Origin of the sequence: Pseudactinotalea suaedae (genome assembly GCF_009733815.1) — a bacterium.
Lineage (GTDB): Bacteria > Actinomycetota > Actinomycetes > Actinomycetales > Beutenbergiaceae > Pseudactinotalea > Pseudactinotalea suaedae.
In genome coordinates this window covers 356024-378915 of record NZ_WNXY01000002.1, presented here as the reverse complement: position 1 = coordinate 378915, position 22892 = coordinate 356024, and the positions used below count along the sequence as shown (strand labels likewise).

The window sequence follows — 22892 nt, the reverse complement described above, 5'->3', positions numbered from 1 at the left end:
CGGGGGCCGGTGCTCGTCTCGATGATGCTCGCGACCTCGCTGGTGGCGATCGACTCGACGATCCTCGCGACGGCGATCCCGACCATCGCCCGCGACCTCGGTGGTTTCACGCAGGCCCCGTGGCTGTTCAGCGTCTACCTGCTGGCCCAGGCGGCCACCGTGCCGGTCTACGGCAAGCTCGCCGACATCCTGGGGCGCAAGCCGATCATGGTGCTGGGCGTGGTGCTGTTCCTGGTCGGCTCGGTGCTGTGCGCGCTGGCGCCGTCGATGCTGGTGCTGATCCTCGCGCGCGGTGTGCAGGGGCTCGGCGCCGGCGCCGTGCAGCCGATGGCGCAGACCATCGTCGGCGACGTCTACAACCTCGCCGAGCGCGCCAAGGTGCAGGGCTACATGGCCAGCGTGTGGGCGATCTCCTCGGTCGTGGGACCGACCCTCGGCGGTGTCTTCACCAGCTACCTGGACTGGCGGTGGATCTTCTGGGTCAACCTGCCGCTCGGGGTCATCGCGCTGCTCCTGATGCGGCGGTTCACGGAGTCCCACGAGCGCACCTCGCGCCGCATCGACGTCGTCGGCTCGGTGCTGCTGACCGCAGGCAGCGCTGCGCTGATCCTGTTCCTGCTCGAGGGCGGCGTGAGCTGGAGCTGGGTCTCGACCGCGAGCATCGGGCTGGCTGCGGGCGGCGTGGTGCTGCTGGCGGTGTTCGCGGTCGCACAGCGACACGTGGCGGACCCCGTGCTCCCGGGATGGTTGTTCACCTCGCGGCTGCTCAACACGACCAACGCCGTGAGCCTGCTCGTCGGCGCGCTGCTGATCGGGCTGACCGCCTACGTGCCGCTGTTCGCCCAGACGGTGCTGCACCAGTCGCCGCTCGTCGCCGGGTTCGCGCTCGCCGCCCTCACGCTCGGGTGGCCGATCGCGGCGTCCCAGTCGGGCACGATCTATCTGCGGATCGGGTTCAAGGCGACGGGCCTGATCGGCTCGGCGATCGCCGTCGTGGGCACGGTCGTGCTCAACCTGGCGGGCCACGCCGACTCGGTGATCGCGATCGCGGCGGCGTGCTTCTCGATCGGGCTCGGCATGGGGCTGGTGGCCACGCCCACGCTGATCGCCGCGCAGGTCTCGGCGGAGACCGCGACCAGGGGAGTGGTGACCGGGGCGAACATGTTCGCGCGCTCGCTCGGGTCGGCGTTCGGGGTGGCGATCTACGGCGCCGTGATCAACACGGCCGTCGCCGGGCAGGGAGACCTCGAGAACCTTCCGGGATGGCTGCTGGAGCCGCCGCTGCAGCAGGTCTTCCTCGGCGTGGGTCTGACGGCGGTGCTGCTGCTGGTCTTCGTCGCCCTGATGCCGACAGGGTCGCGGCAGCCGCACCTGGCTGCCACCGCACGCGAGGAGGAGGAGACGTGACCAGCATCTCCGAACGCCGGGGGATCGCGGGTTTGCCGCAGCCCCACACACTCGCGTACAGTGGTTGCTCGGTGCGCTGCGCCGTGCCCGCGTGACCGTCCGGACCACCAGATCCGGGCTGGGCCTCGATCCCACCGCGACTCCTTCGGAGCTGCTGTGAGTCGCCAGGGCTGCGCGCGGCTGGTGCACGTAGACAAACGTCCGATACAAGAGATGAGCTGAACCGTGGTGTACGCGATCGTCAAGGCCGGCGGCCGGCAGGAGAAGGTGTCCGTCGGCGACATCGTCGTCATGGACCGGATCGCCGGTGAGACCGGCGCCGAGATCGAGATGACTCCGGTCCTGCTCGTCGACGGCGAGAAGGTGACCTCGGCTGCGTCCGACCTCGCCAAGGTGAAGGTGACCGCCGAGATCGTGCGCGAGGAGCGCGGTCCGAAGATCACCATCCTCAAGTTCAAGAACAAGACCGGCTACCGCAAGCGCCAGGGCCACCGTCAGGACCTGACCCGCGTCAAGATCACCGGCATCAAGTAACTCTCGCTCTCTCTCGAAGGACTGCAGACATGGCACACAAGAAGGGCGCAAGCTCCTCCCGCAACGGTCGCGACTCCAACGCGCAGCGCCTCGGCGTCAAGCGCTTCGGCGGCCAGGTCGTCAGCGCCGGCGAGATCCTCGTCCGCCAGCGCGGCACCCACTTCCACCCGGGCGAGAACGTCGGCCGCGGTGGCGACGACACGCTGTTCGCGCTCGCACCGGGCGCCGTGCAGTTCGGTACGCGTCGTGGCCGCAAGGTCATCGACATCGTCCCGGCTCAGCTTGAGACCGTCTGAGCCAGAGCACGCACAGCCACACATACTGCGTAGGAGGGCGGGACGGCGTTGGCCGTCCCGCCCTTTCGCGTTTCCTCCGTTTTTCCCCGTTCTGAGAGGCGACCATGGCCAGCTTCGTCGACCGTGTGGTGCTCCACGCGCGCGGTGGCGACGGCGGCCACGGCTGCGCGTCGATCCACCGCGAGAAGTTCAAGCCGCTCGGCGGCCCCGACGGCGCCAACGGCGGCCACGGCGGTGACGTGATCCTCGAGGTCAGCGACGACGTGACCACGCTGCTGGACATCGCGCACCTGCCCCACCGCCGCGCCGGCAACGGTGCGCCCGGCGCGGGTGACATGCGCTCGGGCAAGAACGCCGAGGACCTCGTGATCGGGGTCCCCGACGGCACCGTCGTCAAGGACTCCTCCGGTGAGGTCCTCACCGACCTGTTCGGCGTCGGCAGCAGGTTCGTCGTCGCCCGCGGTGGTCACGGCGGCCTGGGGAACGCCGCGCTGGCCTCGCCCAAGCGCAAGGCACCCGGGTTCGCGCTGCTGGGTGAGCCGGGCGAGGAGGTCGACGTCGTCCTCGAGCTCAAGAGCGTCGCCGACGTCGCGCTGATCGGCTACCCCTCGGCGGGCAAGTCCTCCCTGGTGGCGGCGATCTCGGCGGCGCGTCCGAAGATCGCCGACTACCCGTTCACCACGCTCGTCCCCAACCTCGGCGTGGTCCAGGCGGGCTCCGAGCGGTTCACGGTCGCCGACGTGCCCGGGCTGATCCCGGGCGCCAGCGAGGGCCGCGGCCTGGGACTGGAGTTCCTGCGTCACATCGAGCGCTGCGCCGTGCTGGTGCATGTGCTGGACTGCGCCACGCTCGAGCCCGGCCGTGACCCGGTCAGCGACCTGGACGTGATCGAGGCCGAGCTGCGCGCGTACTCGCAGGACCTCGGGATCGTCGGTGGCCGCGTGCCCCTCGCGGAGCGGCCGCGGCTGGTCGCGCTCAACAAGGTCGATGTTCCCGAGGCGCGCGAGCTCGCCGAGCTGGTCCGCCCGGACCTCGAGGCACGCGGGTACGCGCCCGATCAGATCTTCGAGATCTCGACGGCGTCCCACGAGGGGCTTCGTCCGCTCGGCTTCGCGCTCGCGAGCCTCGTGCGCGAGGTCCGGGCGGCCGAGCCCGAGCGGGAGACCGCGGCGCCCGTGCTCCGGCCGCCTGCGGTCGACCGGCGCCGCCCCCGCAAGGAGTTCGAGGTCACCCGCCGCGAGACCGATCACGTCTACTACCTGGTCACGGGCGAGAAGCCCGAGCGCTGGGTGCGGCAGACCGTGTTCTCCAACGACGAGGCCGTGGGGTACCTCGCGGACAGGCTGGCGAACCTCGGTGTCGAGGACGCCCTGCTCGCCGCCGGAGCCGTGTCGGGCGACGAGGTCGTCATCGGCGACGGGCCGAACGGGGTCGTCTTCGACTGGGAGCCCACGATGATGACCGGGCCCGAGCTGCTCGGCGCCCGCGGCTCCGACCTGCGCCTGGAGGACCGTCAGCGGCCCACGCGCGCCACCAAGCGCGAGCTGCACCACGAGCGCATGGACGCGAAGGCGCTCGCGCGTGAGCAGGTGTGGACCGAGACGCCCTCCATCGAGGACGATCTGTGAGCCAGAGCGCCGCTGCGCGGGTGCTCGACCGGGACTCGCTCGCGGATGTGACGCGCGCCCGTCGCGTGGTCGTCAAGATCGGGTCGTCGTCGCTGACCGATGACGAGGGTCTGCTCGACGCCGCCCGCCTGACCGCGCTGGTCAACACCCTCGCGGCCCGGCGCGCCGCCGGCGGCGAGGTGGTGCTGGTGTCCTCGGGTGCCATCGCTGCGGCGCTGCCGGTGCTCGAGCTGGCGAGGCGGCCCAAGGACCTCGCCACCCAGCAGGCTGCCGCGAGCGTGGGGCAGGGGCTGCTGGTCGCGCACTACACCCGGGCGTTCGCCGCGCACGGGCTGCGTGTGGGGCAGGTGCTGCTGACCGCGGAGGACGTGATCCGCCGTGGCCACTACCGCAACGCGCACCGGTCCCTGACTCGGCTGCTGGAGCTCGGGGTCGTCCCCGTGATCAACGAGAACGACGCCGTCGCCACCCGCGAGATCCGGTTCGGTGACAACGACCGGCTCGCCGCGCTGGTGAGCCACCTGGTGCACGCCGACGCGCTGGTGCTGCTGACCGATGTGGACGCGCTCTACACCGCGCCGCCCTCGCGCCCCGGGTCGCGACGCATCGCCGTCGTCGAGGACGTCGCCGAGCTGGCCGATCTCGAGATCACCGCGAGCGGCAGCCACGTGGGGACCGGTGGCATGGTGACGAAGGTCGACGCCGCCGCGATCGCCTCCGGCGCCGGCGTGCCGGTCGTGCTGACCCGCGCGGACACCCTCGGTGCCGCGCTCGCCGGCGAGGACGTCGGTACCTGGTTCTCACCCGCGAGCAAGCGCGTGACCTCGCGGCGGCTGTGGCTCGCTCACGCGGCCGACACGCGTGGCCGGGTCGTCGTGGACGCCGGCGCGGTCCGGGCGATCACGCACGGCAAGAAGTCGCTGCTCGCCGCCGGCGTGGTCGCCGTCGAGGGCGGTTTCGAGGCGGGGGACCCGATCGAGATCGCCGGTCCCGACGGCGCGGTCGTCGCCCGTGGGCTGGTCTCCTACTCCTCCGACGAGCTCCCGGCCCGGCTGGGACGTTCCTCCGCGGAGCTGCGCGAGACGTTCGGCGACGGCCACGACCGCGAGGTCGTCCACCGCGACGACATGGTGATCACGCGCCGCTGACGCTCGGTGACGCCGCGCTCGCCTCCGGGGCGGGCCCCACCTGCGCCACGTGCTCGAGCCAGGCGTGGACCGCGGGCACGACGCTGGAGCCCTCGCCGGTGGCGGCTGCGACGCGCTTCATCGAGCCCGCCCGGATGTCGCCCACCGCGTAGACGCCGGGGACGCTCGTCGCGAGGTTCGACGGCGGTCGCTCGTCGGGCCAGAGCGAGGCGTCGACGTCGCGCCCGGTGCGGACGAACCCGTGGTCGTCGAGCTGCACGGCCTCGGGCAGCCACCCGCTGCTGGGCTCGGCCCCGAGCAGCAGGAACAGGCCGTCCGCGCTGCGGCGGTCGGTCACACCGGCGGCGGCGTCGTGCACGTCGATCCACTCCAGGTGAGCCGTGCCGCCGCCGTCGACCACGCTGCAGTGCCCGCACACCGTGATCCGCGGGTTGTAGCGGATCTGCTGCACGAGGTAGTTCGACATGGTCGCGGCGAGGTCCGGCCGGCGGACGAGGATCGTCACCGACCTGGCGAACCGTGCGAGGTGGACCGCCGCCTGCCCGGCCGAGTTGCCGCCGCCGACCACGAACACGTCACGGCCGGTCATCTCGCGGGCGGCCGCCATCGCGGCGCCGTAGTGCACGCCACGGCCGACGAGGTCCTCGATGCCGCTGATCGCGAGCCGCCGGTAGTCGGCTCCGGCGGCGATCACCACGGCCCGTGCGTGCACGTCGCCGCCCTCGGTGCGCAGCACGTGCGGCGCACCGCCGGAGCCCGGCTCCAGGGCGGTCACCGGCCAGCCTGCGAAGAATCGCGTCCCGAAGTTGATCGCCTGCACCCGTGCGCGCTGGGCGAGGCGCATCCCCGAGATGCCTCGGGGGAAGCCGAGGTAGTTGCGGATCATCGAGCTGGTGCCGGCCTGGCCGCCGATGACGTCGGACTCGATGACGACCGTGCTCAGCCCCTCGGAGGAGCCGTAGACGGCGGCGGCGAGCCCGGCAGGGCCGGCCCCGACGACCGCGAGGTCGACGACGGTGTCCACCTCGACGTCGCTGGGGCGGCCGTACAGCAGGGCGGACAGCTGGCGGGGTTCGGCGACCGTCCCCACGAACTGCCCACGGATCCAGCCGATGGGGTAGGTCGGCTCTCCGTGGCCCGCGGCAGCGTAGTCCGCCAGCACCTCCTCGCCCTCGGCGCACCCCGGCGGGTACATCCGGTAGGGCATCCCCAGCCGTTCCAGGACGTCGCGGACGGCGAGGGCCGCGGCGTCGAACACCGGTGTGACCAGGCGTGCGACCTCGACGACGCCGACCGGCTGCTGCGAGCCCCACTCCGAGAGGAGCTCGGTGACCGTGTAGTGGAACTCCTCGTCACGCTGACCCTGAGGGATCAGCAGCCGCGCGTCGATCTTGCCCGTGGCCATCGCGACCCGGAGCATCGGGGCGTCCTCGGCGAACGTCGAGATGTGCGAGACCACGAGGCGTCGCGCCGTCGGGACGCCCTCGCGCATGTGGCCGATCGCGGCGTAGAGCTCGGAGTCGGGCAGCCGCGACTCCAGGACGAACAGCGCGACCGGCTGGTCGAGCGCGACGGCCGCCGTGGCGGCCCGTTTGGCCTCGGGCACCGATCGAGCAGTGATGACGTCGTAGTCGCGGGCGTAGCGGCGGAACTCGTCCGCGAGCACGTCGCCGTGCGCGGGAGCGAGGATGATGATCGCGGGCCGGCCGGGGGCGGGGATGCTCACGCGGTCAGCGTAGGTGGACGGCCCTGGCGGCGCACCGGCTTCGGCGGACGGCGAAACGGTCGCACCGCGGGCAGGTCCCCGGTCCCCTACGCTGCCACCTGCGGAGCGCGTCGCGGTGCAACGAGAGGGGCCACGCAACGATGAGGGCACGGGTGCCGCGGCTGGTCGCCGTCGTGGTGTCGGTGCTCGCCGCCACGGTGATGGGTGCCGCCCCGGCGAGCGCTGAGGCGGGGGAGCCGCCGTTCGACCCCGGGGCGGACTGGACGTTGACGTCGTCGCGCGAGGACGCGGCGACCGCGCCGGCGGAGGAGTGCGCCACGGCTTCGGAGTGGACGTGGTCCGCAGGCGAGACCGAGCTGACGCTGTACCAGGTGCCGTGCACGGAGAACGACGCAGCCTCGGGCGTGTACGAGTGGCTGCAGGTGCCGGGCGAGCTCGTCGGCGGGGTCTCGCAGGAAGGCGAGCTGGTCCTGTGGGCGCAGGACCGCGTGACCCGCGTCTGGCTCGCCGATGGCCCAGCTGAGAACGACGCGCTCGTCGTGCTGACCCTCACCTGCGCCGGAGCCGGGCAGGACGACTGCCTCAGCGACTCCGACGACCTCGCGCTCGCGGCGATGGACGCCTCACCGGGTGGCCGGGCAGGCGTCGACACGCCGGGTTTCACGATCGAGGCGATCATGCTGGCGCTGCTCGTGCCGGTGGTCCTCGTGGCCCTCGTGGTGGCGCCGTTCCGGCTGGTCGGCCGGCTCGCACGCGCGCGGTACGGCAGCGTCTCGACGTCGCCCCGCTACCACGACGTCACGAGCATGGTGACGCGAGCACGCTGGCGGCGCCGCATCCGGCGGCTGCTGTGGTGGCTCCTGGTGTTCCTGGTCTTCGTGAGCCTGACATCGGTCACGACCAGGGACACCGGGACCATCCTGGGCGTCCTGATACTGGCACTCCTTCCCGGCATCGTGCTGCTGATCGGCTACCGGACCTTCCTGCGGCCCAGCCCTGTGGAGCGCGGTCGGCGCAACGTCTCCGGCCAGGGCGCCGAGGCCGTCATCGGCAGCATGCTCTCGGTGCTGTCCTACGCGATCGTGGGGCTGCTGCTGCTGGCGTACGTGCTGGCGAGCGTGTACGGGAACATGTCGCTCGGGTGGCCCTCGCTCTCCGGCGCCGACGTGCGCCGCATGGGGCTGCCGCTGCTCGGGAGCCTGCGCCCGCTGGTGGAGTCGGTCGGCGACGACGCCATGGTGGTGGGGTTGCTGCTCGCGATCCCGGTGCTGATCGTCGTCGCGACGGTCGACGGGCTGGGTCAACGGCTTCGCGGGGCCTCGCTCGACGACGCCCTCGCGCAGGACGACCGGCCGCACTACCTGTACCTGCGCAGCTTCGACGAGGACACGTTGTCGCTGCCGGGACAGCTGCGCGGGCGCGGCCTGATCTCGGTGCTGGCGATGCGCCGCAAGGTCAGGTTCGAGGAGGTGCTGGTGCGGCAGCTCTCGGCGACCGGCCCGGTGATCGCCATCGCACCACCGGGTTCGACCATGCCCCCGATCGGCGCTGCGCGGGCGAGCTTCAGCAACGACGAGTGGCAGCAGCACGTCACCCGCTACGCCGAGACCGCCCGCGCCGTGGTGCTCTCCGCGACCCCGGGGCAGATCAGGCACGGCTACGGCTGGGAGCTGGACCTCATCGCGAACCGTATCAGTCACCAGCGGGTGCTCGTCGTGCTCGGGCCGTGGCCGCTGCGGTCCCTGGGCAGGCGCTGGACCCAGTTCTGCATGGCGGTCTCCACCGTGCCGTTCTTCGCCCCGATCACGATGCCGTGGGTGCCGGACGGCATCCACGTGCTCGCGCACTCGCCCCGACAGGGCTGGCAGGGCTGGGGGGCGAGACGACGGCTCGACTGGACCTACGCCGTCGCGGTCGATCAGGCGACCCGGGCGTACCTGCCCGACTGGAGCTGACGGTGCTGACAGAGTCCGAGACGACCGATCTCACCATGTAGACCCGGTAGTTGACATCTCACCTAGCCGCCACCTACCGTCTACCCAGGTCTTGAGCGTCAGCACCAAGCCCCGGCTTGCTGACCGGCAACCCTCCAGATGCGGTGGGGTGCCCCGGGTGACGACCTGGCTACCACCATCAGGTGGGAGCAAGCGCACAGGTCCCGTAGGCGGGAAAGAGAGAAGGAAGCACGGACATGGCACAGGCCACGGTTCTCGGTTTCGGTCGCACGACGCGTTCGAACATGGGTACCTGCATGTGCATGTGTCTGTGCGTGACGGCCTGACCTTCTAGGTCCGACCAGCACACAGCAGGCACCTCGGGCCGTTCGCTGCCGGCACTCGCGCCGCAGCACCGCCCCTTCGGCTGCCGCCCTCGGTGGGCAACTCCCGTCGTCGTCGCGTGACACGACACAGACGCGGTGAGCGGCCATCGAGCAGACCTTCCCACCTGCTCACCCAAAGGCACCCTGATGACTTCTGCTTCTGCATCCATCCGTCCCACCTTCCTCGCCCTGGACCTGTCCGGCACCGGAGCGCCGCGCTCCTGGGCCGGCTCCGGCGACAGCGAGTCGGAGGCCTTCATCATGGGCCGGCTCTCCGGCCTCGCGGCCCTCGCCGACAAGGGCGGGGTCGACCTGATCACGCTCGACTCCACCTTCCGGCTGGGCAGCGGCCGCCGCCGCGACGACTGGCTCGACGGCGCGCTCGCCGCCTCCCGCCTGGGTCGCCACACCAGCAACCTCACCGTGGCGGCATCGGTCCCGCTCGGGGTCACCGATCCTGCGCACGTCGCCAGCGCCGTGTCGAGCGTCCACAAGGCCACCGAGGGTCGCGCGGCCTGGCAGGTCGAGCGCGGCGCCCGACCGCTCTCGGCTCGCTCGGTCGATGCCGTGATCAGCGCACTCGCCGCGCCGCGCGTGAGCCGCCGGACCGGCCGTGACGTCAGTGCCCGCAGCGCCCAGGTCGTCGTGACCGTGCGTGAGCCGCTGGACCTCGAGCTCGCCGCCGCCCGTGCGGACGTCGCGCGGATCCGTGTCACCAGCCTCGCGGAGGCGGTCACCGCGCGTGCGGCGATCCGGCAGGCCGCCGCGGACTGGGGCCGTGACGCCGACGAGGTCCGCGTCCTCGTCGACGTCCACACCGTTCTCGGGGCGGACGACGACGGCGCTCGCGCCCGAGCGGATCTGCTCACCGCTCTCGAGAGCGAGACCGAGAGCGAGACCGACAGCTCGCTGCTCCGGTTCGTCGGCACCTCCGCCGCGTTCGCCGAGCTCTGGCAGGAGTGGGTCGACGCCGGTGCTGCGGACGGCTTCACCGTGATCCCCGCGTCGGTCCCGACGGACGTTCTCGCGGTCGTGACCGAGGTCGTGGACGAGCTGACGGCTCGCGGGCTGCGGAGCAGGTCCTCGCGTCCGGAGCAGGCTCCGGCTCGCCGGTCGGCACCGGTCCGTGCAGCGCGTCGCCGCGTCGCGGTGAGCGTCTGAGCCGCCGGTTAACCTGGTGGCCATGACCGCAGCTGACACCTCGCAGCCACGGGTCGAGACCCCCGACGTGGTGACGGCGGTGCGCGACATCGCCGGCCGCGCCAAGGTCGCGGCCCGCTCGCTCTCGACCGCGACACGCGCCACGAAGGACGCCGCCCTGCACGCGATGGCCGATGCGCTGGTGGCGCACCAGGCCGAGATCGTGGCGGCCAACAGCGGCGACTGCGAGCGTGAGAGCGCGGCGGGGATGGCGCCCTCGCTCGTGGACCGGCTGCGTCTGGACGCCGGTCGCGTGCACGCGATCGCCGATGCCCTGCGCGAGCTCGCCGCGCTCCCCGATCCCGTCGGGGAGGTGATCCGCGGCGAGCGGCTGCCCAACGGGCTGTCGGTGCGCCAGGTGCGGGTGCCGATGGGCGTCGTCGGGATGATCTACGAGGCCCGTCCCAACGTGACCGTGGACGCGGCGGGGCTGGCGCTGAAGTCCGGCAACGCGGTCGTGCTCCGCGGCGGCTCGGCTGCGGCGGACTCCAACGCGGCGATCGTCGCGGTGCTGCAGGACGCGCTCGCGGGGCTCGGGCTGCCGCGCGACCTCGTGGTCTCGATCGATGCCTACGGCCGGCCCGGCGCGCAGGCGCTGATGCAGGCCCGTGGGCTGGTCGACGTGCTGGTGCCGCGCGGTGGTGCCGATCTGATCCAGACGGTGGTCACCAGCTCGACGGTGCCGGTCATCGAGACCGGGGTCGGAAACTGCCACGTGTACGTCGACGCCAGCGCCGATCTCGAGCAGGCGGTCGCGATCATCCTCAACTCCAAGACCCAGCGCACCGGCGTCTGCAACGCGGCCGAGACGTTGCTGGTGCACGCCGAGGCGGCGCCGCGGGTGCTGCCCGCGGTGCTCACGGCTCTGGCGACCTCGGGTGTCGTGCTGCACACCGACGAGGCTGCGGCGGTCCACGCGCCCGCCGATGCGCAGCTGGTCGCGGCCGTGGAGGAGGACTGGCGGACCGAGTACCTGTCGATGGACCTGGCGGTCAAGGTCGTCGCCGACATCGACGAGGCGATGGAGCACATCCGCACCTACAGCTCGGGGCACACCGAGGCGATCCTGACGCGGGACACGGCTGCGGTGCGCCGGTTCACCACCGAGCTCGACTCGGCGGCGATCATGGTGAACGCCTCGACGCGGTTCACCGACGGCGGTGAGCTGGGCCTGGGCGCCGAGATCGGCATCTCGACCCAGAAGCTGCACGCTCGGGGCCCGATGGGCCTCGCCGAGCTCACCACCTCGACGTGGATCGTCGAGGGGGATGGGCACGTCCGGAGCTGACCGTCGCGCGCCACGCGCAGGCAGCGGCTCGCGCGCTCAGGTGGTCGTGCCAGAATGCTGTGGGTCCCGACACGAAAGAGGTTGACGCTGATGAGGAGTTCCCTGGTGGGCTTCGCCGCCGAGGGCGGGCAGGGGTTTGGTGAGCTGGCGCCGATCGGGTACGGCATCCTCGCGCTCGTCATCCTGCTAGCGCTGCTGATCGTCACGTTCGCCTTCCGCAGCGTCGGCACCCGGCACCGCGACCGCTGACATGACGTCTCACCCCAGCAGCAGCGGGGTGACCGCCCAATGATCGCTGCCTCGTCCGCTCCGGCCCGCATCGGGATCATGGGTGGCACCTTCGACCCGATCCACCACGGGCACCTCGTGGCGGCGAGCGAGGTCGCCACCGTGTTCTCCCTCGACGAGGTGCTGTTCGTCCCCACCGGCGAGCAGCCGTTCAAGTCCGACCGCGCGGTGACGGTCGCCGAGCACCGCTACCTGATGTCGGTGATCGCGACCGCCTCCAACCCCCGGTTCTCGGTGTCCCGTGTCGACATCGACCGGCCCGGCGTCACCTACACGATCGACACGTTGCGCGAGCTGCGTGCGCAGCTGCCGCAGGCCGAGCTGTTCTTCATCACCGGCGCCGACGCCCTCGGTCAGATCCTGCAGTGGAAGGACGTCAACGAGCTCTGGGAGCTCGCGCACTTCATCGGGGTGACGCGGCCCGGGCACGAGCTGGACGTCGCCGAGCTGCCCGCGGGCGAATACTCCCTGCTCGAGATCCCCGCGATGGCGATCTCCTCGACCGACTGCCGCGCCCGCGTGATCGCCGACAAGCCGGTGTGGTACCTGGTCCCCGATGGTGTGGTCCAGTACATCGGCAAGCACCGCCTCTACCGCGACCCGGCGACCTACACGGTCGGCGGTCGTGACCGCGAGCCGAGCGGAGATGCGGCATGAGTGAGGACGAGCAGAGCGTGGGGGAGCGCCGTCGCCGCCGCGACGCCGAGCGTGCGGCGCGGGAGGCCGCCGAGCAGCGCCCGCTGACCCGGCGCGAGCTGCGCGCACGTGAGGCTGCCCTGCAGACCGGCGCGATCGAGATCGACGCCACCGGTGAGGTGCGCGTCATCCGGGACGAACCCGTCTCCGGTGCAGCCTCGGCAGCCACGCCGGCGGAGCCCGCAGGGGCGCCGAACGAGGAGGTCACCGACACCGCGGGGCTCAGCCGCAGGCAGCTGCGCGAGCTTCGGGCCCGCCAGGAGGCCGCGAGCGCGGCCTCGGCCGCCGAGCCGACGCCCCACCGTGGTGTCCCTGAACCTGCGCCTACGCCTACGCCGCCTACGCCGCCGGTGCGGCGACCGGTGGTCCGCCCGCCCGCCACGACCGGCGCGATGCGCAGCCTCGCCGAGGATGGCACCGGGCTGACGCCGGTGGTGCGCGACGAGCCGCCGCAGCCGAAGGACGACCCGGCCGCGACCGGTGCACTGACGGCGGTCGACCCTCACGCGAGCGTCGACGTCACCGACCTGACCGTGCGCACCGACGACAAGCTGAGCGCGGCGAGCGCCGCGTCCGGGCCTGCTTCCGACGCGCAGACCGTGTCCGACCCCGGTCCGCTGCCGACCACACGGCGTTCACGCAGGGTGGTCGCGGACCGGCTGTCCCCCGAGACCGGGGGAATCGCTGCCGACTCGGGGTCGGGGCCGGCCGGCGCAGCGGCCGCCGGGGCGACACCCTCCTTGGACAAGCTGATCGCCGGGGAGGACGGCGAGCCGGAGCCGTTCGACGCCCGGCCGAGCTGGGTCGAGCTGCCGCCGCCCACCCCGGCGGGGCCCCTCGCCGTCGTCGAGCGGAAGCAGCCGGAGGCCCAGACCGAGGTGACCCCTGCCGTGCCGGCGGCGCCGGCACCGGCGGCCGCGGCCTCCGGCGAGCAGGCCGAGAGCCCGTACCTGGACGACGACGAGGATGATGAGGACGAGCACCACACCCCCGGCTGGCTCAGCGCGTTGATGGTGCTCGTGCTGGTGGTCGCCGGTGTGGTGCTCGGTCTGCTGGTGTGGCGGATGGCGCAGGGCAATGAGGCTGCAGGTGCCGCCGCCACCGCGATGATGGACGTGACGAGCCCCATGGGGCTGAAGGGATGGATGACGTGACGGTAGGTACTGCGTGAGCGCACACGAGCGTTCGGTCGAGCTGGCGGTCCTCGCTGCCCGGGCGGCAGCGGACAAGAAGGCCAAGGAGCTGATCGCCCTCGATGTGTCCGAGCGGCTGGTGCTCACCGATGTGTTCCTGGTGACATCGGGCGCGAGCGAGCGGCAGGTCGGTGCGATCGTCGACGGCGTCGAGGAAGCGATGCATGGCGCGGGCGTGAAGGCGCTCCGCAAGGAGGGCGTCAGCGAGGGCCGCTGGGTGCTGCTGGACTACGGCGACATCGTGGTGCACGTGCAGCACGACGAGGACCGCGAGTTCTACGCCCTGGAGCGGCTCTGGAAGGACTGCCCGGTGGTGCCGCTGCCCGAGGACGTCACCCGCACCGATCGCGCTGACGACGACGAGAGCGGTTCGGGCGGCTGGGCCGAGCGGGGGTGAGCGCCGGGACCGTCCTGCTGCTCCGGCACGGGCAGACGCCCTGGAACATCGCCCGCCGCTTGCAGGGGCAGGCGGACATCGACCTCGACGACGTCGGCGTGGCGCAGGCCGAGCGTGCGGCGGTGGCGGTGGCGCGGTTGCAGCCGGCGGCGATCGTCGCCTCCGACCTGGTGCGTGCGCGCCGGACCGCGGAGGCGGTCGCAGCGCTCACCGGGATCGACGTCGTCATCGATCCGCGGTTGCGCGAGCGCGCGTTCGGCACCTGGGAGGGTCTCAACCACACCGAGATCGAAGGCGGCTGGCCCGAGGCCTATGCGACCTGGAGCCGCGGCGAGCAGCCCGACGGCATCGGGATGGAGCACCGAGGTGACGTCGGCACCCGGATGGCGAGCGCCGTCGTCGACCATGCAGCGGGTCTCGGCGACGACGAGACGTTGCTGGTGGTGACGCACGGCGCCGCCCTCGGGGCCGGCATCTCGACCCTGCTGGGTCACGACGCGGGGGAGTGGCACGGCATCTCCGGGGTGGGCAACTGCCACTGGTCGGTGCTGCGTCCGACCGACCGCGGGCACCCGCCGTGGCGCCTCCACGCGCACAACGTCGGCGTGCCGACCTGAGTTTCTCGTTCGGGCCTCGCATCGTCTACACTCGTTCAGGCCCACAAGGGCTGCGGGGCTATGGCGCAGTTGGTAGCGCGCTTCCATGGCATGGAAGAGGTCAGGGGTTCGAATCCCCTTAGCTCCACGAGATGCAAGGGCCCCGCCAAACCGTTGGTTTGGCGGGGCTCTCGCTTGCTTTGGGCAAGGCGCGATAGTTCGAACCCGTCCCGAAGTCGATCCAAGAGTGCGGTTACACGGCGACGGCCGGAATCATTGAAATTGCGCGGCTTGCGGCCCAGGCCCTGCAAGGGCCCGCCTCCGCGATGCCGGGCAGCGGCGCGGAGCATCGAAACTCAAGAGTGCTGTAGAACTGGCACATACCTGGCACACGCATCGGTCCGAAGCGGAGCCTGACTCGCGTTGTGATGGTGTACCCGGGACTGGAGTGTCAGCCTGGCCGCGGTTGCGGCTATCGCCGCTGGCGGTGCGCCGTGGCCGGCGCCGTTGGTCGGCCTAGCGGCCCTGAGGCCGGGCGATGTCAGCTCCGTCGTGTCAGTGGTGTTCGGCTCGCTGGTCGAACAGGCTCCACGCGCGACGGGTCATCCTGAATACGAGGCTGAACGAGTTCTCAAACTCGTGCAGGTCGACACCGCTGGTGACGGTGATCATCCGACGGCTGTACCCGGGGAGCCACCCTTGCTGGGTCACCTTGGTGCTGGGTCGGGTCATGGCGGGCCACGGTAGCCCGTGGGCGTCTCCGCTCGCCTGCATCCAGAGGCGTTTGACCGACTCGACCTGGTCGACGTCACGGAAGGTTACCTGGGCACCTGCGGCTACCACCTCGGTCTCCGTAGGCGGCCGGTCCATACGCAGGGTCGCGGTCGGATGCCACCGCTTCTTCGCGTCGGCGGCGAGTTGCGCGAACATCGTGGCGCCAAGGTCCACTCGCTCGGGGTCCATGCCGCTGCCTTCGACGTACTGCCGGAAGCGTCGATGCGAGTCGTAGACGGCCCGCAAGGTTCGCTGCTGGCGTTCGACCTGATCGTGGGGCGCGAGCAGCCACACGGCCCGGGCGGAACCGAGCAGGGCTCCCCGCAGTACGGAGTAATGGGCGATCGGGAACAGCTGGCGTGCTTCTACGGCGTGCCGCGCGAGATTGAGGTGCTGCACCGCGGCGAGCATCGCGTGCCGAGCAGGCTGGTACATCGGAATGCCGAGCCCGGCGTCGTTGTCAGTGGCGAGCTCGCTACCGGGCTCGGGTTCCTCGATCCGCTCGCTGCGGTTGGCCCACCTGTCCAAGGACTCGTAGGTGCTGCGCAGTCGTACCAGGGCATCCCACTCGCGCCGTCTGAGTGTCTCGTCATCCACGTCGACATCCTGGCCGACGAGGCCGCACCCGGACCATCACGTGGTCTGGGTGCGTGGGCCTGGGTCGGAAGGTAGGCGTGACCCACCGGCTGTCCTGAGGGTCCTGGGCGGGATGCCTGTCGATAGCGCGCGCCTTGCTGGGCGATGTAGCGGTCGACCTGCTGCGTCTTGCGCATCGCGACGTCGGCCTCGAACGCGGACGAGCGCCTCCCGGTCTCGAGGGGGTGATCGGTCGCGATGACCTGGGACCAATGGTCTTGGTCGGTGAGCACCCACCGGACCTCGTGCTCGTCGTCGGAGCTGGCAGCTCGACACCGTCGTCTCCGAGCCGTTGGCGGGACGCGTCACCCTCGAGGACGGCGATGACGTCCAGCGCGGTACCGGCGTCGGTGGCCTCGATGACTACGTGCAGGTTCGTGGTGGTGGACTCACCCCTCCTCTCAGGAGTCGCCGTCCTGGAAGACGCAACAGGAGCGGGCTGCCCGGGTCAAGGACACTACGTCGGCCGCCTGGTGTGGCGGGATACCGACATGCAGGTGCACCTCCGACTCCGCACGCGGCTGCTGGCGGAGGTGCCCACCCTCTGTGACGCCGACCGGTGCGCGGGGGCGCGGTCTCTGCGCGCTCTTGGCCGGTAGATGTGCGGCGTACCGCACATTGCAGGTACACGGCATCAGCTACCGACGCAGCGGCACCCCGGACTCGTGGATGCGTGTGCTGATGGGGTGGGCAATTCCCGAGCGTTCGAGCAATGTCTGGAGCGCGGGCTTGGTGCGTTCGAAGTAGGGGGTGGGTGCGACTCGCAGTCCGGGTACCGGGAGGACACGAGCCGTGACATCGTCCGTCAGTAGCGAATGCGCTTCGGCCGGCTCACCATCGGGTGCATAGGCAGAAGATGGTCTACCAACGCGGACGGCGGGACGGCTTAGCTCAGGCAGCGGACAACTACTACCGGCTGGTCAGGATCTCGGTCCATCCAAGATGCGCAGCCCACGAGCCGACCTCACCGCGCACGCGGTCAACCTTCACACGATCCTCGCTGCGAGACGCATCCGGGAGTGCGTGAGGACATCGAGCGGCGCGGCTACGCCGAGCGCTACGTCGTCGGCGTCAGGACCAGCGCCTCCCCTCTCGAGAGTTTCCGGTCGACGACCCCACCGGCGACGGCGACGCCGTCGACATGGACCAAGTGCCAGCCGGTGTGCAGCCGCAGCTGCTCGGCGCGCGTTGCGATCACGCGAATCTGGGTGATCGCCCCACCGGATAGCGTGGCGCCGATGCGGAAGCCGCCCTCGGTCCAGATCCCGTCGAAGTCCGCCTCGCGCCAACCTCGCGGGATCCCGGGGAGCACGTAGAGCCCGTTGGGGCGTTGCTGGACCAGCAACTCGCAGACTGCGGCCATCGCCCCCATCCCGGCCTCGATCTGCATGACCTCGTCCTCCACGCCCCCCTTGAATCCCATCGGGTGGGCGCGGTCGTGAAGGCAGGTGCCGACGAAGTCCGCCGAGATGAGGGTGCCGTCCCCGATGTTGGTGAACACCTCGCGCCACCAGTGCAGGTAGGCCACAGCCGCGTCGACCTGGCCACAGCGCGCGGCGATGATCGCGGCCCACGGGTAGGACCAGCCGCACCACTCTCCGGTGCCCATCTCGACCCAGCGGCGGAGCGTGGCCGAGACGACGGCGCGGTCCTCGCCCGAGGGGTCCAGCGTCCCGAAGGGATGGACTCCCGCCAGGTGCGAGTGGTGGCGGTGACTGCGATCGAGGTCCTGTCCGTGCCAGAGCGCGATCCGCTCCGGCGCCGCCGCGTCGGCCCTCGTGTATCGGGGGACCTCCTTGGCGACGCGGGCCCAGCGCGGGTCGACAGCCTCATCGAGGACATCGACCGCCTCCCCAAGAGCAGCCGTCACGAAGTGCAACGCAGCCAACTGAAAGCTGGCGTTGCGACCCCAGGCATAGAGCGCGGCGCCGTCGTACTCGGGACTGACGCTGACCGGCAGCTCCAGACCGCCGTGCGGTCCGCTCTCCAGCATCGCCCAGTAGCCGCCGAACGCGCCCCGCAGGAGCGGCCAGGCGACCGAGCGCAGGTGGTCCTCGTCGCCTGTGTATCGGAACTGCTGCCACGCCATCTGCGCCATCCAGGCCACACAGCCCTGATCGATCATGCCAGTCCAGAACGATCCGATGACCTGCAGCGTGTCGTCGACGGCGTGCGGCATCAGGAAGGCATCGTCGGCGCCGAAGAACTCGGCTCCGATCCGCCCCAGGTCATCAAACCAGCTCCGGAGCATGTCCCACAGGGGCTGCAGGTGCGCGAAGGCGCCTACCGGCATGCACGGCCAGTAGGTCATCTGGACATTGATGTTGAAGTGGTAGTCCGCGCTCCAGGGCAGCAGCTGGTACTCCTCGAACCAGGGACCCTGCAGTCCGGCTGCCACGCCGTCGGGATGGGTGAGCCCGGGGAGCTTCTGCAGCCCGTAGTCCCAGGCGTGCTGCAGGTCAGGATCTGGAACCCGCACCGACGGAACGCCGGATCGATAGTGCGCCCACCAGGAGCTCGCCGCCCTCAGTTCCCGTTCCAGATCGAGATCGAGCAGCGCCCTGGCAGGTGGGGCGGGGTCCGAGTCGAGCGCCGTCGCCAGCACGATGCGGCCCTCGACCGCCCGTAGGACCACCGCGAGCGCCTCGTCCTCTGGCAGCCGTTGCACGAAGCCGACGACATCAGTGAGCCGTTCGGGCGGTTCGATGCCACGGGCCGCCAGCTGCTCAGGGATCACGTCGAACACCGAGAGCACCGTGACCTCGACGGCACCGAGCTGCTCGGTGTCGTAGTCGAGCCACGCCAGCTCGTGGTCCATCGACTGCGTGAGGACGACCTGCGCTTGCGCCCCGTCGGGCCGTGACAACGACACTGTCAGGCGCGAGTCACGAAGGTGGGCTGTCGCTGGTCGCCAGCCCTCGGCGAATCGGACCTCGATGCGGCCGCCGCCGATCTGCGTGGGCCCGGTCCCCAGGTCGAGGCCGGGGGCCGGACCGCTCTCGCGGGTCGGCTCGTCGAGGGTCTGGGGCGTCCACCCGGGTCCGGCGGTCGCACCGGGGGCACGGAACGTCTCCCACAGTCGCTCCTCGTCCCCCTCCTCCAGCATCGACCGGAGCTCGGAGTAGGTGGTCCGCGCCGAGAACGCGTTGCCACCGCGACGGTCCCAAAACCCTGCCCGGCTCACGGTGAGGTGCAGTGTGTCCTCGCCCCACACCATCAAGCCCTGTCTGCCGTTCCCGAGCAGCGCACCGGTGTGCGTGCGCGGCAACGGGAACGTCCAGGTGAGGTCTGAACTCTCGGCCATCGTCGTGTCGTCTCCTGAGTCGGTATTAGCGGGTCGAAGAGGTCTGACGGTCGGCCACCCGTCAAGGACACCGATGACCGGCTCGTCTGGAAAGCAGAGCGAGTCCATGCCAAGGATGTGGGCGGGCTTGACCAGGGGCGCCCGCAGGCTCGCTGGTGGCGAGCCCGCGGGAACCTCCTCGTCTCGCCCGTGCCGAGGGAGTGCAGGATCAGGGCGCGAGGAAGAGCTCGATCACCGGCACCAGCACATCGGGGCGGACCGTGGGCAAAGTGAGTGCCAGCGTGCCCGAGATCGCGATCGGGTTGCGGGACGGCGGAGACGGCTTGAGCGTGCCCCAGCCCTGCGTCGGGGCCTCGCTGAGCGGGATCTCCGAGGCGTCGTGCAGGAGCTGGGCGTAGGTCACCTTGCCGGCGAGATCCGGCAGGTAGATGTGCTTGTACGGCCAGCTGTACAGGTGGAGGTAGAGCCGGTCACCGCGCTGGGTGAAGCGGCCGTCCGCCGGCGGCTCGATCGCTGCCGGACCAGCGCCGTAGATCGCTCGCCCGTGCCGTCGCATCCAAGCACCGACCTCCGTCAGCGCCGCGACAGCGTAGGGCTCGATCTCACCTCGGGCCGTCGGGCCCACGTTGAGGATGAGGTTGCCATCCTTGGCGACCCCGTCAATGAGCATCTTGACGAGCAGGTCGGGCGACTTCCAGTCCCTGTTGTCACGGTCGTAGCCCCAGCTGCCGTTCAGTGTCTGGCATGCCTCCCAGACGACGGGCTCACCGTCACGGGTCATGGCCCCCGACGGCTGGTACTGCTCGGGGGTGACAAGGTCGCCGGGGATGTCCAGACGGTCGTTGATGATGATCTGGGGCTGCAGCTCACGGGTCAGCTGCATCAGTTCTTCCGCCCCCCAGTCATCCCTGCCCTTGCCGGGGAAGTTGCGGTAGCTGCGCTCCGGGTAGGAGTAGTCGTAGAACAGGTAGTCGATGGGACCGTAGTCAGTCAACAGCTCGCGGACCTGGGCACGCATGTACTCGCGATAGCGCTCCATGTCGCGGCCGTTGTTGAGCTCGTCGGCGTTGTCCAGGTCGCGCAGCGGGTGCCGGTGGTCGATCGTGAAGTCGGGGTGGTGCCAGTCGATGATCGAGTAGTAGAAGCCGACCCGGATGCCTTCGGCCCTGAATGCGTCGACGAACTCTTGGGTGATATCTCGACCGTACGGCGTGTTGGTGATCTTGAACTCGCTCTCCTGCGTGTCCCACATGCAGAAGCCGTCATGATGCTTCGTGATGAGCACGGCGTACTTCATGCCGGCCTGCTTGGCGAGTCGAGCCCACTCGGCGGGGTCGTACAGATCGGGATCGAAGTACGGCATGTAACGCTCGTACTCCTCGTTGGTGTACTTCTCCGTCGACATGATGAACAGCTCGCGAGCACCGGCCGCGAACATGCCCCAGTGGATGAACATTCCGAAGCGGTCGTGCGTGAACCACGCCGTGTGGTCGTTGGTAGACATGACAAAGACTCCATTTCGAGAAAGGGGTGAGGAGGGGGTCGGTGCTGCGGACTTAGAAGAGACTTTCCTTGGCGACGCGGCGAGCGAGCCAGTTGGCGAGCAGGAGCATGCCCAGCCCGATCACCGACTTGAACAACCCGACCGCTGAGGCGTAGGAGAACTGCGGGATCGAGGACATGAAGGCGACGCGGTAGGCATAGGTGTCGATCACTTCGGAGACGGACAGATTCAGCGGGTTCTGCATCAGCAGCACCTTCTCGAATCCCACGCTGAGCACCGACCCCATGTTGAGAATCAGCAGGGTGACCATCACCGGCATGATCGTGGGTATGTCGATGTACCAGATGCGTCGCAGAACTCCGGCGCCGTCTACTCGCGCCGCCTCGTAGAGCTCGGGGTCGACCGAGGACAGTGCCGCAAGGTAGATGATCGCCGAGAAGCCGAGCGTCTGCCACGCCCCGGACCAGACGTAGGTGTGGCGCCATGTCCCGGTGGCCAGGAAGTCGATCCGCTGGCCACCGGCCAGCTCGATGAGGTCGTTGACGACGCCACCGGTTGTCGAGAAGAGCATGATGATGATGCCCACCACGACCACCGTCGAGATGAAGTGCGGGGCATAGGTGATCAACTGCACCGCCTTCCGGTAGCGCCGCCACCGCACCGTGTTCAGCATCAGCGCGAGCACGATCGGCAGCGGGAACAGCGCCAGCAGTTCGTACGCACTCAGCAACACCGTGTTCTTGAGGACGTTCCAGAACTCATAGGACTGCAGGAAACGCACGACGTGGTCGAAGCCGACCCAGGGCGAGCCCAGGATCCCGCGGACGACGCTGAAGTCCTTGAAGGCGATCTGCAGCCCGAAGAGCGGCCCATACAGGAACGTCACGGCGTAAGCAAACGGGGGCAGGAGCAGCAGATACAGCTGCCAGGACCGGCGGATCCCAGCCCATGACGCCTTCCGGCGCATACGCGCAGGCGAGAGCGGCTGCGACAGCTCTGAGCGAGCTGGGCCAGAGGTAGTGGTCATGTCTCCTACTTCAGAGATCCGATGAGGGCACCCTTGACGAAGTGCCGCTGGACGAGCGGATAGACGAGCAGCGGCGGAATCATCGCCACCACGATGACGGCGTACTTGAGCCGATCGAAGAGCTCTTTGCGTCGAATGATCTCGGTGACGTCACCGCCACCGAGCTGTGAAGGATCGACCGAGCTCTGGGCGAGGATCTCGCGCAGCACGAGCTGCAACGGGTGCAGGGCCGGATCGGAGAGATAGAGGAAGGCGTTGAACCAGCCGTTCCATTGCGCGATCCCGTAGAAGAGCATGTTCACCGCGATGATCGACTTGCTGAGCGGAAGCGCCATCCGAACGAAGAACTGAAGGTCGTTCGCCCCATCCATCCTCGCCGCCTCGAGGAGTTCCCGGGGGACCGTGATCTGATAGAAGGTGCGGGTGATGATCATGTTGAACACGCTCATCGCGCCCGGGAGGATCACAGCCCAGGGCGTATCGAGCAGCCCGAGCTGCCGGACGACCATGTAGGTGGGAATGATGCCTGCCGTCAGCAGCGTGGGAATGAGGAAGAAGAAGGTGAGGAATCGGCGAAACGGCAGGTCTGCACGTGAGAGCGCGTAGCCCGCGAGCAACGTAAGCGCCGTCCCGAGCAGCGCGCCTCCCACCGCGTACAGGATGGAGTTCCGCAGGCCGACCATGAGGAACGAGGAGTCGAGGATCGTCTGGTACGCGTCGACGTTGGCGTCGACCGGGAGAAGACGGACGGCACCGCTGTTGATCGCGTCAGCGCTGCTGAAAGAGGAGCTGAGAACGTAGATGAGCGGGTAGGCGACCGAGAGGCTGAAGAACGCCAGGATCGCAATCGTGACGGTGTGCACGGCGCGGTCGCCGGCAGTTTCCTTCATGCGTCGGGCGGCGCCCGGCGAGTGTCCGCGCCGTGCCACC

The 22892-nt window shown here is 70.1% G+C and carries 19 protein-coding genes, 1 tRNA gene and 1 riboswitch; of the genes, 14 read left to right on the top strand and 6 right to left on the bottom strand.

Translation table 11 applies throughout. From position 1 onward, the window contains the following. Window positions 1-21 precede the first annotated feature (21 nt). The 5 genes from GPA04_RS05130 to proB all read left to right on the top strand — a co-directional run bounded on the left by GPA04_RS05130 (window position 22) and on the right by proB (window position 5013). Entirely contained in the window at window positions 22-1407 is a 1386-nt protein-coding gene (locus GPA04_RS05130; RefSeq protein ID WP_156223104.1) for an MDR family MFS transporter, read from the top strand. Window positions 1408-1632: 225 nt separating this feature from the next. Next, on the top strand, window positions 1633-1941 hold the full coding sequence (rplU, locus tag GPA04_RS05125; RefSeq protein WP_156222982.1) for a 50S ribosomal protein L21: 309 nt from the start codon (window positions 1633-1635) through the stop codon (window positions 1939-1941). A 29-nt stretch (window positions 1942-1970) separates the two neighbouring features. Then, window positions 1971-2237: a 50S ribosomal protein L27 gene (gene rpmA / locus GPA04_RS05120; protein WP_156222981.1), complete on the top strand. Its 267-nt coding sequence runs from the start codon at window positions 1971-1973 to the stop codon at window positions 2235-2237. 104 nt (window positions 2238-2341) lie between these two features. Further along, complete coding sequence (obgE, locus tag GPA04_RS05115) at window positions 2342-3865, top strand: GTPase ObgE (protein ID WP_156222980.1); 1524 nt, start codon at window positions 2342-2344, stop codon at window positions 3863-3865. Further along, a complete protein-coding gene (proB, locus tag GPA04_RS05110) occupies window positions 3862-5013 on the top strand; it encodes a glutamate 5-kinase (RefSeq protein ID WP_156222979.1) in 1152 nt (383 codons plus the stop codon). The genes obgE and proB overlap by 4 nt, the downstream gene beginning before the upstream one ends. Here proB and GPA04_RS05105 read toward each other — a convergent pair. Next, window positions 5000-6739 (bottom strand): NAD(P)/FAD-dependent oxidoreductase, encoded by a 1740-nt coding sequence (locus GPA04_RS05105; protein ID WP_241680616.1) that lies wholly within the window; start codon window positions 6737-6739, stop codon window positions 5000-5002. The genes proB and GPA04_RS05105 overlap by 14 nt on opposite strands. 140 nt (window positions 6740-6879) lie before the next feature. Between GPA04_RS05105 and GPA04_RS05100 the strand changes: the two genes are divergently transcribed. The 9 genes from GPA04_RS05100 (at window position 6880) to GPA04_RS05065 (ending at window position 14865) form a co-directional block, all read left to right on the top strand. Then, entirely contained in the window at window positions 6880-8694 is a 1815-nt protein-coding gene (locus GPA04_RS05100) for a hypothetical protein (RefSeq protein ID WP_156222978.1), read from the top strand. 87 nt (window positions 8695-8781) lie between these two features. Beyond that, window positions 8782-8895: riboswitch (SAM riboswitch) on the top strand. A 311-nt stretch (window positions 8896-9206) separates the two neighbouring features. Continuing rightward, window positions 9207-10220, top strand: a complete 1014-nt coding sequence (locus GPA04_RS05095) for an LLM class oxidoreductase (RefSeq protein ID WP_156222977.1) — start codon at window positions 9207-9209, stop codon at window positions 10218-10220. 22 nt (window positions 10221-10242) lie between these two features. Further along, window positions 10243-11547, top strand: a complete 1305-nt coding sequence (locus tag GPA04_RS05090; RefSeq protein ID WP_156222976.1) for a glutamate-5-semialdehyde dehydrogenase — start codon at window positions 10243-10245, stop codon at window positions 11545-11547. 90 nt (window positions 11548-11637) lie between these two features. Beyond that, window positions 11638-11796, top strand: a complete 159-nt coding sequence (locus GPA04_RS21095; RefSeq protein WP_170299341.1) for a hypothetical protein — start codon at window positions 11638-11640, stop codon at window positions 11794-11796. 39 nt (window positions 11797-11835) lie between these two features. Then, a complete protein-coding gene (nadD, locus tag GPA04_RS05085; RefSeq protein ID WP_156222975.1) occupies window positions 11836-12492 on the top strand; it encodes a nicotinate-nucleotide adenylyltransferase in 657 nt (218 codons plus the stop codon). After that, window positions 12489-13685 (top strand): hypothetical protein, encoded by a 1197-nt coding sequence (locus GPA04_RS05080; RefSeq protein ID WP_156222974.1) that lies wholly within the window; start codon window positions 12489-12491, stop codon window positions 13683-13685. The genes nadD and GPA04_RS05080 overlap by 4 nt, the downstream gene beginning before the upstream one ends. Window positions 13686-13698: 13 nt before the next feature. Beyond that, complete coding sequence (rsfS, locus tag GPA04_RS05075) at window positions 13699-14121, top strand: ribosome silencing factor (protein WP_156222973.1); 423 nt, start codon at window positions 13699-13701, stop codon at window positions 14119-14121. Then, window positions 14118-14738 (top strand): histidine phosphatase family protein, encoded by a 621-nt coding sequence (locus GPA04_RS05070; protein ID WP_156222972.1) that lies wholly within the window; start codon window positions 14118-14120, stop codon window positions 14736-14738. Before rsfS ends, GPA04_RS05070 begins: the two co-directional genes overlap by 4 nt. Window positions 14739-14792: 54 nt before the next feature. Beyond that, window positions 14793-14865, top strand: a tRNA-Ala gene (locus tag GPA04_RS05065). 407 nt (window positions 14866-15272) lie between these two features. Here GPA04_RS05065 and GPA04_RS05060 read toward each other — a convergent pair. From GPA04_RS05060 to GPA04_RS05040, 5 genes are all read right to left on the bottom strand, one after another. Continuing rightward, window positions 15273-16088: a hypothetical protein gene (locus GPA04_RS05060; RefSeq protein ID WP_156222971.1), complete on the bottom strand. Its 816-nt coding sequence runs from the start codon at window positions 16086-16088 to the stop codon at window positions 15273-15275. 1096 nt (window positions 16089-17184) lie between these two features. Then, window positions 17185-19431: a glycosyl hydrolase family 95 catalytic domain-containing protein gene (locus GPA04_RS05055; RefSeq protein ID WP_156222970.1), complete on the bottom strand. Its 2247-nt coding sequence runs from the start codon at window positions 19429-19431 to the stop codon at window positions 17185-17187. A gap of 208 nt (window positions 19432-19639) precedes the next feature. Then, a complete protein-coding gene (locus GPA04_RS05050) occupies window positions 19640-20935 on the bottom strand; it encodes an alpha-L-fucosidase (RefSeq protein ID WP_156222969.1) in 1296 nt (431 codons plus the stop codon). A gap of 52 nt (window positions 20936-20987) precedes the next feature. Continuing rightward, window positions 20988-21821, bottom strand: coding sequence for an ABC transporter permease (locus tag GPA04_RS05045; protein ID WP_241680615.1), 834 nt, complete (start codon window positions 21819-21821; stop codon window positions 20988-20990). Window positions 21822-21967: 146 nt separating this feature from the next. Beyond that, entirely contained in the window at window positions 21968-22891 is a 924-nt protein-coding gene (locus GPA04_RS05040; RefSeq protein ID WP_206674117.1) for a carbohydrate ABC transporter permease, read from the bottom strand. Window position 22892 lies beyond the last annotated feature (1 nt).